This is a genomic window from Bdellovibrio sp. ZAP7 (assembly GCF_006874645.1).
In the GTDB taxonomy this organism is placed as follows: domain Bacteria; phylum Bdellovibrionota; class Bdellovibrionia; order Bdellovibrionales; family Bdellovibrionaceae; genus Bdellovibrio.
Window position 1 is genome coordinate 965,685 of the sequence record NZ_CP030082.1, and the last position, 13,463, is coordinate 979,147.

Annotated in this window: 10 protein-coding genes; 2 read left to right on the top strand and 8 right to left on the bottom strand. The window is 45.4% G+C overall.

The genetic code is table 11. The annotated features are described in order from the left end of the window. Position 1: 1 nt before the first annotated feature. Entirely contained in the window at positions 2 to 919 is a 918-nt protein-coding gene (locus tag DOM22_RS04780; protein WP_142699280.1) for a hypothetical protein, read from the top strand. A 190-nt stretch (positions 920 to 1,109) separates the two neighbouring features. Here DOM22_RS04780 and DOM22_RS04785 read toward each other — a convergent pair whose 3' ends face one another. From DOM22_RS04785 to DOM22_RS04810, 6 genes are all read right to left on the bottom strand, one after another. Further along, positions 1,110 to 2,678 carry a response regulator gene (locus DOM22_RS04785; protein WP_142699281.1) on the bottom strand — a complete coding sequence of 523 codons (1,569 nt, stop codon included), beginning with the start codon at positions 2,676 to 2,678 and terminating at the stop codon, positions 1,110 to 1,112. A 124-nt stretch (positions 2,679 to 2,802) separates the two neighbouring features. Continuing rightward, positions 2,803 to 3,639, bottom strand: a complete 837-nt coding sequence (locus DOM22_RS04790) for a protein-glutamate O-methyltransferase CheR (protein WP_142699282.1) — start codon at positions 3,637 to 3,639, stop codon at positions 2,803 to 2,805. Then, positions 3,640 to 6,954, bottom strand: coding sequence for a response regulator (locus DOM22_RS04795; protein ID WP_142699283.1), 3,315 nt, complete (start codon positions 6,952 to 6,954; stop codon positions 3,640 to 3,642). It lies immediately after the preceding gene. Positions 6,955 to 7,213: 259 nt separating this feature from the next. Continuing rightward, on the bottom strand, positions 7,214 to 7,642 hold the full coding sequence (locus DOM22_RS04800) for a choice-of-anchor D domain-containing protein (RefSeq protein WP_142699284.1): 429 nt from the start codon (positions 7,640 to 7,642) through the stop codon (positions 7,214 to 7,216). A gap of 298 nt (positions 7,643 to 7,940) precedes the next feature. Then, complete coding sequence (locus tag DOM22_RS04805; RefSeq protein ID WP_142699285.1) at positions 7,941 to 8,459, bottom strand: hypothetical protein; 519 nt, start codon at positions 8,457 to 8,459, stop codon at positions 7,941 to 7,943. A 147-nt stretch (positions 8,460 to 8,606) separates the two neighbouring features. Continuing rightward, positions 8,607 to 9,212 carry a hypothetical protein gene (locus tag DOM22_RS04810; protein WP_142699286.1) on the bottom strand — a complete coding sequence of 202 codons (606 nt, stop codon included), beginning with the start codon at positions 9,210 to 9,212 and terminating at the stop codon, positions 8,607 to 8,609. A gap of 100 nt (positions 9,213 to 9,312) precedes the next feature. On the opposite strand from DOM22_RS04810, the gene DOM22_RS04815 reads away from it, so the two are divergent. Then, positions 9,313 to 9,837, top strand: coding sequence for a cysteine hydrolase family protein (locus DOM22_RS04815; RefSeq protein ID WP_142699287.1), 525 nt, complete (start codon positions 9,313 to 9,315; stop codon positions 9,835 to 9,837). Between the two features lie 15 nt (positions 9,838 to 9,852). Here DOM22_RS04815 and DOM22_RS04820 read toward each other — a convergent pair whose 3' ends face one another. Together DOM22_RS04820 and DOM22_RS04825 are read right to left on the bottom strand one after the other, a co-directional pair. Further along, positions 9,853 to 10,554, bottom strand: a complete 702-nt coding sequence (locus DOM22_RS04820; protein ID WP_142699288.1) for an RluA family pseudouridine synthase — start codon at positions 10,552 to 10,554, stop codon at positions 9,853 to 9,855. 39 nt (positions 10,555 to 10,593) lie between these two features. Further along, positions 10,594 to 13,428: a hypothetical protein gene (locus DOM22_RS04825; protein ID WP_142699289.1), complete on the bottom strand. Its 2,835-nt coding sequence runs from the start codon at positions 13,426 to 13,428 to the stop codon at positions 10,594 to 10,596. Positions 13,429 to 13,463: the final 35 nt, after the last annotated feature.

The window sequence follows — 13,463 nt, forward strand, 5'->3', positions numbered from 1 at the left end:
AATGTTTCTAACCCGAGTCCTAGAAAAAAAAGCCGTCATCCAAACTTTCGGCGCAGCTTTAGTCTTTGCTCCCATCGGTAACACTCTAGCAAAAATGTCGACTCTTGACGGTGTCTACGGCCAATGGACATTCGAAATGTTCAAAAAAGTAATCGCTGCAGGCTCAGTTTTTAATCAAATCCTCTATGTAGCCACCATAGCCATAGGCTTTTTAATGCTAAGAGGCTCAAAGTCCGTGTGGAAATTCGCGCTAGCGCTATTAGGTGGCTATATTGCACTTCAAGTTTCAGACTTCAAACACGTAAAATCCAGCGGCCTTACATGGACATTCTTCCTGACGAACATCGCAGTCTTCATGTTCATCGCCGATCAATTGGTGTTTAAAGTAGAAAACACGAAGCCATCTTCAAAGCCCAAAGAGAAAGCACAAGCCCAACTGGCTACGGCAAGTGCCGTAACGACCGCACCCCCAGTAGCTGCAAAAGCACAGGCCCCAAAAGCCAATGCAGGAAAAGACGTCGTAAGGAAACTAAAACCAACAGAATTGCCAAAAACACCAGGCAAAGTAGTTGTCCTGCAGCCTAAAATTCAAGCAAAACCAAACTCAAAGCCGACCGCTACCCGCAAAATTCAAAGCATCAGAAAAAAGATTCTATTCCAATTCGAAGGTCAAAATCCTTGGGGCCAGCTAGTATCCATTTCAAGCAAGGGAATCCAAATCAAAGGCCTCAAAACGCCGCCGTCAGATATAACAGAGAAAGAAATAGATCTCTTTCTGGCGAAGGACCTAAAACTCAGAACTAAATTCACTATGAAAAACGAAGAAATCTATTTCTTCGATTACACCGCAATCTCCAGCGCACAAAAAAAAGAACTCAACCACTGGCTAAGTTCCCTACAAGATTCTAAAGCCGCATAGAGCATCAATAAAATACAACGAATGAAAGTTAGTTCGCGTCTGTATGAAGCCAGAAGGCCATAGCCTGCTATGCAGTCGACCTCCGTCGGCGCAGGATGCGCGAACCGGCAAAGCCGGCGACCGTGAACCACGGATGGTGTGTCGACGGAATAGCAGGCTATGGCCTTCTGGCTTCATGCAGATCCGTGAACTAAGTTACAAGAACGTCCTGAATCTTACCCAAAAGCTCCTTGCGGCGTGCTGGTTTGGTAAGAACTCCGTCACAACCAGCGTCCATACATTTTTGACCCTCTTCCTTCATCGCATGGGCAGTTAAAGCAATGATGGGTTTGGTGTAACCAGCAGCGCGGATGCGGCGAACCGTTTCGTACCCGTCCATGATAGGCATTTGAATGTCCATCAAGATCAAGTCAGGATTGTGTCCTTCCATGATTGCAATTGCCTCGAGACCATTTGCCGCCTGCAGGATTTCTGAGTGCGTGTTGCGCATGTAGCGATCAATCAACAGGCGATTGTCACTGACGTCGTCGACCACCAGGATTTTTGCACCTTTCAAATCAACGTCTTTGCTTAAAGCTTCCACCTTTTGCTCGATGGTTTGGTTGATGACTTGAGATTTTTCCAAAAGCATCGAAACTTCAAAGAACGAACCGACATTCGGTGCAGATGAAATAAGTTTTAAATCTCCACCCATGGATTTTGCAAGTTCACGGGAAATAACTAATCCCAAGCCTGTACCGCCGTAGCGTTTGCGAGTTGAGATATCGGCTTGGCTAAAGGGTTGGAAAAGTTTTTTGGATTCCTCTTCAGAGATACCAATACCCGTGTCACGGATTTCAAAAACCACGCGGTCGTGATGATTACGATCGGGTTGGATGTAGCAATGAATTTTAACCGAGCCTTGGGCCGTGAACTTAATTGCGTTGCCAGTGACGTTTAAAAGAATTTGCTTAATGCGCTCAAGGTCAGAGTTATAGCAAAGCCCCGGTGGATTTTTAGCGTCCACTTCAAGAGTGATGCCTTTATCAGAAGCCTTAAGACCTAAAGTCGTTGCAATATCTTTTAGCAAATCATCAAAGTTAAAAGACGCTTTCATAAAATGAAGCTGGTTCGCTTCAATTTTTGATAGATCCAAAATATCATCTATCAGACGCAGTAATAATTCTCCGTTCCGGCGGATCGCCGCCAGGGAGTCCTGCTTTTCAGCCTCGCCTAAATCTTCTTGAACCAAAACATCTGAAAAACCCAAAACCGAAGCCAGGGGCGTGCGGATTTCGTGGGACATATTGGCCAGGAATTGAGACTTTGAAAGGTTCGCTTGTTCCGCACGTTTGCGCAGGAATTCGACCTCTTCCATCTTAGCCTTCAAAAGTTTGTTCTGGCGATCCAAGGAAATAAAAGTTTGAACTTTGGAGCGCACGATATATGGATCCAACGGTTTAAACATCAAATCCACGGCGCCACTCTCGTAGCCCTTAAAGATAATGTTTTGATCCTGCTGTTGGGCCGTTACAAAAATAATCGGCAAGTGACGAGTTTTTTGAATACCGCGAATAAATTGCGCAAGTTCAAACCCGCTCATGTCAGGCATCTGAACATCGAGTAATGCCAGTGCAAAATCGTGGTCTAAAAGTAACGACAATGCCTGCTCGGGCTTGTTTGCGGTAATAAGATCCAGATCATCCGCTTTGATCAATTCGCTCAGCGCAAAGATGTTCTCGGGGTTGTCATCCACAATAAGAATCTTCGTTTTGTCCACGTTACCCCTTCACTCTGAATTCTGCCCTCACGGCACTTACTTTCAGAATTTTCATGTTGAATAATTAACGACCAACTTCCGTTTGTTTTCTAGCATTTTATCGTTACTAAAATGCAATCTAACATCATTTATAAAAGGTGAGCGGTGTCCGCGCCTTCTGATAAATTTTGTCATCCTTATTAAGCTCATCAAATCCTTCCGCACAGGCGGAGAATCGAATGCTCTCTTTGCTTCCCAATCCCAGGAAAGCACGGGACGCGAGTGATTCGTAAAAGAGTTTGAACACTCTCTCTTGAAGTTCGCGGTTAAAGTAAATCAACACGTTCCGACATAAAATCAAATGGGCTTCGACGAAGCCTTCGCCCGTGGCCATGTTATGTTCTGAAAACACAACTCGTTCACGTAGCTCCGGAATCATTCGAGCGCGGTTATAATGAACTGTGTAGTAGTCAGAAGGGGATTTGATCCCACCGGACTCCACATAGTTCTTGGTGAACACGCGAATGCCTTCCAGGTCATAGACACCATCCTGGGCTTTTTTAAGCGCCAGGGGGTTGATGTCCGTTGCATAGATGGTGCTTCTTTCCAGAAGTCCTTCTTCGTGCAACAAAATCTGCAAACTATAAACTTCCTCTCCGGTACTGCATCCTGCGACCCAAATATTTAAATTTGGATAAGTGCGGAGGACGGGGATAACCTGAGTTCGCAGTGCCTTAAAAAAAGTGGGATCACGAAACATCTCACTAGTGTTCACCGTGAAAAGAGGCATGATCTTGCGAAAAAAATCTTCGTCGTTCAGAAGGCGCGCCAAAAGGTCCGCTTCCGTGGGGATGGCATGCTTGCCTAGAATAACCTCTATACGTCGAGTCACAGACGCTTCCGTGTATTTTCTAAAGTCGAATCCGTACTTCAAAAAAATTCCCTCTAGCAATAAGTGACGTTGGACGCTTGCAGTTGTCATCTAGAACATATCTCTTTCGTGCAACCACACTCGCAATACGGAAACTAAATTTCCAATATTGATGGGTTTAGACAGATAGTCATTCGCACCGGATGCCAGAGCTTTTTCGTGGTCGCCCTTCATCGCCTTGGCAGTTAATGCGATGATCGGAGTGTCTTTATGGTCAACCAGTCCACGAATACGCTCCATAGACTCAAATCCATCCATACGCGGCATCATTAAATCCATCAAGATCGCATCATAGGTTCCGTCTTTGCCGGCCATATCCAAAGCTTCCTGACCATCCCGAGCGGCATCGACTTTAAAGCCTTTGCTTTCTAAGACGTGAGTCAGCGCAAAGATATTTCTCATGTCGTCATCGACGATCAAAAGTTTGCGGCCGTCGAAATTCTGTTCGCCATTTAAGCCGGATAAAATCTGCTGCTGCTGCAACGGCAAAGTGTCAGATACGCGGTGAAGGAAAAGACTTACTTCATCTAAAAGACGTTCTGGAGAGCGTGCTCCTTTTAGAATGATGCTTTCAGAATATTTACGCAGATATTCTTCCTCGCGTTTGCTGACTTGTTTGGCAGTATAGACAATGACTGGAGGAAGCGGGTGATCCAGTTCATTCAGTTTTTCCAGAAAGTCATTGCCGGTCATGTCTGGCAATGACAAATCCAAAACCAGACAATCAAAATGACGTGCCAAAACTTCTTTCAGGGCTTCTGCACCGGTGGCAACCGATGTCAGTTCAATATCTGGTGCCTGCAGTAACGCTACGATCGCTTCTCTTTGGATCTGATTATCTTCGACTACCAAAAGTTTTTTTGTCGATTCTGCGGCGACTGTTTTAAGCTGCGCCACTGCGCTATGAATCTGATCCATGGTTACCGGCTTCCCCAGGTATCCCATTGCACCCATACGCAAAGTCTGCTGTGGATAGTCCAAAGCAGAAATCATGTGCACCGGGACGTGGCGTAGTTGTGGAATCTTTTTAAGAGATTCCAAAACCCCAAATCCACTGACGCCAGGAAGTTTAATATCCAGCATGATTGCAGTCGGAATGAATTTATCCAGAAGTTGCAAAGCAAGCTCTCCCGAATGAACTTGAACCGGCTTGAACCCGTGATCTTTGGCAGCCTCTGCCACTAAGTCGCTAAACTTTTCATCGTCTTCAACAATCAAAAGTGTTCTTTTTTCGCCATTCACAGATTTCAGGATTTTATCAACTTCCTCGGAAGGAGCCGAGCGCAGCTCTTGATCAAAGCTAATGCCCTTGGATATATTGATGTCCATTTGCGTCTTCGGCGGCGACGTCAACTCGGCGGGAAGGACGATGGGTAATCGGATGGTAAACTCGCTGCCTTTGCCTTCCTCGGATTGCACCACGATCTGACCACCTAAGAGTTCAGACAGTTCTTTGGAAATTGTCAGGCCCAGACCGGTGCCGCCGTATTTGCGGCTGATCTGGTTATTGCCTTGTTCAAAAGCTTCAAAGATCGTGAGGCGTTGTTCTGGTTTGATACCGATTCCGGTGTCTTTGACGGTGATATCAACGAAACCATTTTTGAAATTGTGGCCCTTGATTTCAACCGCTCCCATATCTGTGAACTTTACGGCGTTCGACATGAAGTTACGCAAGATTTGCCCCAAGCGCTGTGCATCGGTTTCCATAACCAGGTCTTCCACTTGGGAATCCAAGATCACCCGAATCGATAGACCTTTTTTCTCGGCCTGAGGTTTAAAGGTCGAGAGCAGTTGATCCGTCATGCTTTTCAAAGAAAAACGCTCAGAGCGGACAACCAGTTTTCGCGCCTCGATTTTGGAAAGATCCAAGATATCATTGATCAGATTTAGCAAATCATTGCCGGCATCATAGATGGTTCCCGCAAAGTTTTTCTGCTGCTCTGACAGGTTACCTTCTTTGTTTTCACGAAGCAGAGTGGACAGAATCAAAAGACTGTTCAATGGTGTGCGAAGTTCATGGGACATCTTTGCCAGGAAGTCTGATTTGTATTGATTGATTTTTTCAAGCTCGGAGTTGCGGGTGTTCACAACATCTTGTTGTCGTTCCAACATGCGGGCTTGCTCTTCCAGATCTTCATTGGCAGAACGCAACTCTTCTTGTTGAGTTTGCAACTCTTGAGCCTGAAGTTGAGTCGTGTCTAAAAGATTCTCTAAGTGCCCACGGCTTTCAGCAGAAGCGAGGCCCGTCGCGATCAAATCTGACGACTGAAGTAAGAAGTCGCGCTGACGGTCATTCAAAGGTTGGAAGAAGGCGAGCTCCATGATACCCACAGGTTTGTTCAGGGCAAAAAGTGGAACCAGTACGAGGGATGTCGGTTGAGCTTTGCCTAAGCCTGAACCTACCCAGAAGTAATTTGCAGGAATGTTGTCGATTTCGACGATTTCATTTTTGCGGAATGCTTCGCCCACCAAGCCGACGTTCAGTGGGACTTGTTGCAGGGGAGCGGCCGCTGAATTGTCTGTGACACGGGCAAAGTGCGCGGTGCTTTCCAAATGATCTCCACGGTGCGCATACATACTGCCCGCCGGGATGCGAAGTTCATCTGCGACGAAGGCTAATACTTTTTTCGAAATAGTCGCGGAGTCATAGTCCATCGCGACGATTTGGGAAATCTCGGCCAGTCGAGTTTTAAGTGCCAGTTCTCGCTCGCGAGCCTGGGCTTCGATGGATTGCAGAATTTGACGACGACGGATGATGTAGTAAGCAGTGGCTGCCAAAATGATGTTCAATAGGCAGGAACCGATCAAAGAAATAACCACATAGATCTGGGATTTATTTGCATCCGCAAGTCTTGTATCCAAAATTCGTTTTTCTTCGGCGTGCATTTTCGTCACAAAGCTACGGGCTTGATCCATTAGGATCTTACCTTCATTCAAAGTGCTTTTGCGAGACATCGGTCCCGATTTCTGAAAATGCTGAACGTTTTCTTCCAGAACCTCAAAACGAGATTTTAAAACACTCTCGAGACTTTTTAGTAAAGCGACTTGGTTTGGATTGTCGAGAATTAAACTCGACAGTCGTGCAATCGCCGCTTCAGAGTTTGCGATTCCGGCATAATAGGGCTCAAGATATTCTTTGTTACCTGTAAGCAGGAAGCCTCGCATACCGGTCTCAGCATCCTTGGCAAAAGAGATGACGCTTTCAATTTCAATGACGACTTGGTTCGAGTGCAGAACTCGTTGTTCGTCTTTTTTTACGGATTCAAAAGCCGTGTACAGGAAAACGGAATTCAAAACCATGATCGCGACAATGAGTAGGAATGCTGAATTTAATCCAGTTACGCTTCGATTCGTGAATTGTTTCATAGCGCCCTTGTAACTAACTGCGCGCCGATCGCCAAGAACGAGTCGTGGGTTTTGGTGAATTTTGTCCTCTACGACTCGGTGTGCAAGTGTAGCTTGTAAAATAGTTTTAACAAGTCACCAATAAGAGAGGATAAGTTTGAAGGAATCGCAATATGGAGTCGCCAATGGAGATCTTTTTCTTTGTGGTCCAATTCAATTTCGAGAAGCTAACAAGGCGGCGAATTTAGAATTTCACCGCCACTATTTCAAAAAATTCTACCTAGTAGTTGTAACCCCAACCGCGCAGGTAAACCCAAATATCAGATCGTCCGATCAAATCAAAATGCAAACTGCCATTGTACTGTCCAACTTCTTTTGGTGCGAATTTCACAGTGGCTCTGCAAGATTGACCGGGCCATAAAACACCGCCACAGTTTTCTTTATGACTGAAGGCTTTTCCCGAAGTATCGATCTCGTTTATATAAAACGGATAATTGCCGTTGTTGCGAAGACGAAAGCGTGCTGTTTCAGATTTCCCCTTCTTCACAAAACCAAAATTATAGTTATAGGATTCTTGAACACTCACGGAATCTTCGTTCACTGTGATTGTGTACTCCTCGGTATCCGTCGAAATTTCCTCAGAAGATTCATGGGCAAAAACGGGAACACTGATCAGAAAAGCAGTTGCTAAAAACAAAAGCGATTTCACTGAGACCCCCTTTTTTTCCTCATCATCGGCAACTCAAAGTTCGTAGGCAAAATGTTATTTTCCCTCCCGGACTGGCAGGGTTGGAGAGCTTGCGTAATGGGCTCACTTTCTATATTTTGGTCGCTTTGATGATGCCTTCGCAAGCTAATGCCAATGTACTTAAGGACTTTACGACAGACGGTGTAGCATGAGTCCCGATGGGACTTTTTGGGATCCGACAAAATTTTTGACTGTTGAGTAAAAAAAAGCCGCTGAATTTTCACTCAACGGCTTATTTCAAAGAATAAACTTTTAAAAATTACTGTTGGATTTTTCCAGTAACTTGGAAGTGCAAACCTACAGTGGATGCACCCGCACCGCATTGAGCAGCAGCATCTGAAACTGGAACGTAGATCGCAGCGCGGCCGTGAAGGTATTTGTAGTTATTGAACTTCAAGGCTGCATCAAGGAAGGCTTTACCAGCTGCGCAAGCAGAAGTTCCTTCGATAGCGTAAGCACGAGAATCAACAAGTTGAGCAGTTTTTGCAGTGTTGTCAGCGAATACTAGAGCTGAGTATTTACAAACAGAACCTTCTTCAGAGAATGTACCTTTGATTAAAAGGTTGTCCAAAGAGTAGTCCGTGGTAGCAGTTGCTAACTGAACGTTCAAAGCTGCGAAGTCAGCAGGAACTGTTTGCGTTTGAGTGTTGCCATCGTCGCAAACGTAAGCTGTGAATTTAGACATCCAACGCTCACCTGGAAGAGTCAAATCTTCGTTTGGTGCAGCGAAAGCTGAAGAAAGAGACAAAGTAGCTAGCAAAACTAGAACTGATTTCATGTGATATCCTCCATCGGATTTTTATTAATCGTGGAGTTGTTCTACGAACGTTTCCGTAAAAGGGTCAAGCAGACGACGAAAATAATCCCTTTGGTTTTCAATGGCTTTTCATCTTGGTTGCGTTTTGCCGTTTGACGTTTACAAAAGTTAATTAAGGACACGAATTGACGTCACATGCATCAATTCACAAGCGCCAGCACCGGTGTCATCGCGACTTAAGGAACTTCTCCATTCGCCACCTTCTTTGGTGCTCACCATAACTAAACTTCCGGTAAGTTCGATCAAATTACCTTCGCGAAGACCCACGACAACATCGCGGATGATTTTATTTGCGGGGATAATGTGCACGTTAGCACTATGGCGCATAATTTCTTGTTCCGAGATCGGCGGATTTTTCCAGCGCACGTGATAGTAACGAAGTGACTGACCGATGCTTAGCTCATTTAAAACTTTTGAATCCGACATCGGTCCCCAACCCAGGGCAAGATCAATCGGAGAGATACCCGAACCCGGATCAAAGTAATATCGATTCGTTGAAAGCACGCGGGCGCGAATTTTATATCGCGCTAATGGTTCGGCAACACCGACATCAATTCGGATCGGCTTTTTATCGCCGTCAGTTAGTTCTTCTTGAAGGGGGTCTTCAGGGATCAACACTCCGTCAGCGACAGTCACAGGACGAGCTCTCCAATACAGGATAGCTGCCAGGATCAGGGCGCCGATAGTAAATGTCTTGCGATTGAATTCAAACATTTCTCTTTATTCTAGATGAATCGTGGGGCTAAGCAAGTCTTTGTGCCGGATGCGAGGAGAGAGGTGGTCTATTGGGCCAGGATGAGATATTCTAGCTCCTATGAACTTGAACACTGCTCTAATGTTAGTCGATGTCCAGGCAAATATGTTTGCCCCTTTTAATCCCGTTTTTGAAGCTGAAGCGTTGATTGAAAACGTCCAAAAACTTTTGGAATTGGCGCGAGCCTCTGGCACACAGGTGATCTTTGTGCAAAACAACGGACAGCCAGGGGAGCCCGATGAAACTCGCACCGAGGGTTGGATGCTGCATTCCGATCTAGTCATTGAAAATGGCGATTTAATAGTACAGAAGCATCATCCCGATCCATTTACGGATTCAGAACTTCATTCGACCCTTAAGAAAAAAGGTATTCACAAACTTATCATTGCGGGTCTTCAATCAGAGTACTGCATTGATGCCACTTGCAGAAAAGCCTGTGAATTGGGTTATGGTGTAACCCTGGTCAGTGATACTCACAGCACTTATCCTTCGCACGAAGGCACGGCGGAACAAATCATCAGACGTGTGAATGCGGGTCTTGGTGATCTGATCAGTCTGTGGGCTGTTTCCGAAATTCAGGCCTAATTTTCAAAATCAAAATTAGTATTCAAAGTCGATCAAAGTTTTAAAGTACGCGGGAACGCGTGCTTTAAATTGCATACGCTTTTTGTTGTGCGGATGATTGATTTCAAGCTCTGCTGAGTGCAGGAACAAGTTCTTAAATGGTGAGTTCGGCTTTCCGTATTTGGTATCACCCACGATTGGGTGACCTTCACCTGACAGATGCACGCGAATCTGATTTTTCTTACCTGTTAGCAGATTGATTTTTAAAAGACTGAATTTATCAGTTTCTTTTAAAACCGTGTATTCAGTGATGGCAAGCTTGCCTTTATCAGAATCCTGGCTGGAATGAACCACGTAATCTTCGTCTTCGCTTAAATAGCTTTGGATGGTGCCGCTTTTTTTCTCAAGCTTGCCATGAACGATGGCATAGTACGTTTTGTTAAAGGACTTCCAATTGTCCTTTAGGTAATTCATGACCTCTTCGGTTTTGGCAAAAACCAAAACGCCAGAAGTCGCCTGATCCAGCCGGTGCACCACATGGACTACTTTTGTAGAGCGGGGATTGCCCTTACGAACCCATTGATTCAAAAGGCCGTGGACGGTGTTCTCGCGTTCCCATTTGGCTGCGACAGTTAAGATCCCTGGGGATTTGTTACCCACGATGATATCCAAATCCTCGTGCAGGATTTCGAAGCCTTTGGGCTGATATTTTTTTGGGATCTTTTTAGGAGTTGGCATGGCTCCTTGGTAGCAGGTCTTGCACCAAGGAGCAAGGGATTAGAACAGTGTCAGCTGAGTGCCCACGTATAGTTCCACGTCGTCCTGATCAGGATCTGCTTTATGGATGTAACGAACACCCCAGCTTAGAGGCAGGACGCGGAAGAGTTTCGATTGCAAGATCAACTCTGCACCCGAGCTCTTCAGGTTGTGGTCGATACCTTCAGCTGTGTATTTCGTGTTATCCAGGAACAAATTTGCGTAAATGCGGTTTACGTAAATCCACAGGCCCGCATTCCAATCCGGATAAGCGATCGGGAACATGTAATTGAAACTTGCCTTCGCAAATTTATCAGAGGTTTTGTAATCGAAACCACGAGAGTAAACGTAGCCCACTGGATTGATAACCGGTGGCGCGAACAAATAATGTCCCGTTCCTTCTTCCCCTTGTTGGCCGCTGAAGGCCAGTAGGATGCTGTTGTTCCTGAAGATCCCCGGAGTCGTCAAAGCCAGGCTGCCATATGTACGGTAGGATCCCGGTACAGAATCTTCGTTCATTGTCGAAGCATCTTCGTATTCAGCAAGCAAAGTAATGCTCCACGGAGAAAGAATCGCACGTGTCTGAGCTTCTTTTGCGTAAGAGAATTGGAAGTTCACAGTTTGATCAACGTATTGCGAAGATCCGGTGCCTGGGACGCCCACATCATCAACACGGTAGCTTTCCGTGCGCAGGATTTTTGCGGAGTAGCCCAAGCCCATGAATCCAGAATACATATGATGCTTAAACTGGTAGGGAAGCAACATCCCCACACCGTAAGAACCCTCACGCCAAGTTAAGTCTTGTTCGGGGTCAGAGTTCATCACATTCGTCTTACGATTGCGGATATCACCCAAAAGACTCAAGACTGGCCAGTAGCGTTTGAAATCAACTTGCAAGGACGTATACGGAACGTTTTCTTCGCCATCGCTACCCAAAGAAACAGTGGCGCCGAAATCACGTAGGTAGTTGTCGGTCATAACCGTCAGACCGAATCCCCGAGAAGCAAAGAAGCTCCAGGTGTGCGGTGTAAAGGCCCGGGCATCAAAGCCGCTGTAATCTTCTTCATGATACTTGGAAGCATTTTTAGTGTCGTAGTTCAATTGATCTGCGATTTTAACTTCAGGAAATTTGTTGTAGGCATCACTTGGGTCGTCGCCAAGATATTTGGAATCAACCAGTTCCGTTTTAGCGATTGGCTTACAATCGTTCAAAGAACCTTTTTGAATACGGTTTCCGTAAGGGAATTGCTCAGAATAGTAAAATTCAGAACCTGCAAATGTTGGGGAGTAAGAGGCAATCTTACTTTGTGTACACTGCGAGAAGGTCATGGTGGCTGAATTCAGTTTCAGAATTTCGATGACACCCTTGTATTGGGCCTCGAATAAAACATCACCATTTCCATTGCTGTGCAAAGAGAACATGTTGTTGCGAGAACCCGGCAAAATCGTTGTGAATTTGTCAGACCCAAAGCTTGCCTGGATCATCGAGCGATAGCCGGCTTTATCCAAAGCAAAAACCACGACTTTATCTTTGTCCAAAGCAACGGCTTCAACCAAATTCAAATTCGCAAGTTTCAAGGAGCGTAAGCGCTTGCCAGTTAGATCAAACTCAACGATCTGCCAAGTTTGATCTTGCAGGTACTCCGTCGCCAACACTGTTTTACCATCGTGACCGAAGTGCGGGTTGTAAACGCGCAAATCTGACGTCATGTATTTATGAGAGCCAGACTTTAGATTCACCAGAACCAGATCTGAATAGCCTTGAAAGCCATAACGAGGATGCGGCAAGAAATCGCTATAAACAGCGTGGTCTGCAGAATAGTCCAGACGACCTAAGTCACCCGTGTAAGGAATTTCGACTACTTTTTCTGTTTCATTCGCAGTTTTTTTATAAAGAGCTGGAACCTTGTTTAAGTCATATTGAATAAAGTAAGTCGCGCCATCTTGGAATTTAGGATCTGTCGCAACCGAGAACTCCGTTTTTTCAAGGCCCGGGAATGAATCCTTGGCCCATTGTTTACGAAGCTCATCAAAGGATTCGTAATAGAATTTTCTGAACGAAGTGCCCGAAATATCTTTGAACGCGTTTTCAAATCTCCAAGGATGAGGACCACGACTGTTTTTTTCGTTAATCTTTTCCCAGAAATCATCGCCGTACTTTTGATAAGCACGGGAAATCAGAATGTATCCATAGACGTATTGGTTAACCAGACTGTCTTGGTAGGTACCACTGATGAATTGATCGTAAGTCGGTGTCGCGCGGCCCATAAGAAGGGCTTTGAGACGGGCCAAGAAACGCGGGGAGCGGCCACGGCCTGCATCTGTGAATTTCGTTTCCGCATAAACGGCGTCGCCTTCCTTCATCCAGGACTTATTAACTAAAGAGTCAGCAAGGGCGATACCCAAGTCACCGAACAACCAATTGAAATAATCAACTGTGTTGTGGCTAAAAGCATCGAACTGTTGAACGTGACGGTATTCATGGATGGAAAGTGTTTGATACCATTCTGTCGAACCCACGATCGGCGAGAACGTCGTTGAACCGTACCACTCCGTACGGCGTGGCATCAGAGTAACGAATCCGTTGGGCTCTGCCATCTGGTCACGAATGATCAATGTGACTTTTTTTGGAGTTTTAATTCCGTAGGAAAGACCCACGACTTGAGAGTAATGCTCAATCATGTTGGCGACGTATATCGCGCGACTTTTGAAAGTTTCTGGATAGATCACTTTCACAAAATCATTCTCAATTGTCTTCCATTGAGTGGAGGAGGGGCTTTGATCAATGATAGAGACTTGGGCATTTGCTACCAGGGAGTTCAGCAAGAACGCAAAAACAACGAATAAGAACCGCATTATGACCTCGGAATCGAGTTAATAAATTTCGGTGT

Coding starts and splice junctions, on each gene's coding strand:
- DOM22_RS04810 (WP_142699286.1), bottom strand. CDS start 9,212: ATGTTTGAATTCAATCGCAAGACATTTACTATCGGCGCCCTGATCCTG.
- DOM22_RS04815 (WP_142699287.1), top strand. CDS start 9,313: ATGAACTTGAACACTGCTCTAATGTTAGTCGATGTCCAGGCAAATATG.
- DOM22_RS04780 (WP_142699280.1), top strand. CDS start 2: ATGTTTCTAACCCGAGTCCTAGAAAAAAAAGCCGTCATCCAAACTTTC.
- DOM22_RS04820 (WP_142699288.1), bottom strand. CDS start 10,554: ATGCCAACTCCTAAAAAGATCCCAAAAAAATATCAGCCCAAAGGCTTC.
- DOM22_RS04825 (WP_142699289.1), bottom strand. CDS start 13,428: ATGCGGTTCTTATTCGTTGTTTTTGCGTTCTTGCTGAACTCCCTGGTA.
- DOM22_RS04790 (WP_142699282.1), bottom strand. CDS start 3,639: ATGACAACTGCAAGCGTCCAACGTCACTTATTGCTAGAGGGAATTTTT.
- DOM22_RS04805 (WP_142699285.1), bottom strand. CDS start 8,459: ATGAAATCAGTTCTAGTTTTGCTAGCTACTTTGTCTCTTTCTTCAGCT.
- DOM22_RS04795 (WP_142699283.1), bottom strand. CDS start 6,954: ATGAAACAATTCACGAATCGAAGCGTAACTGGATTAAATTCAGCATTC.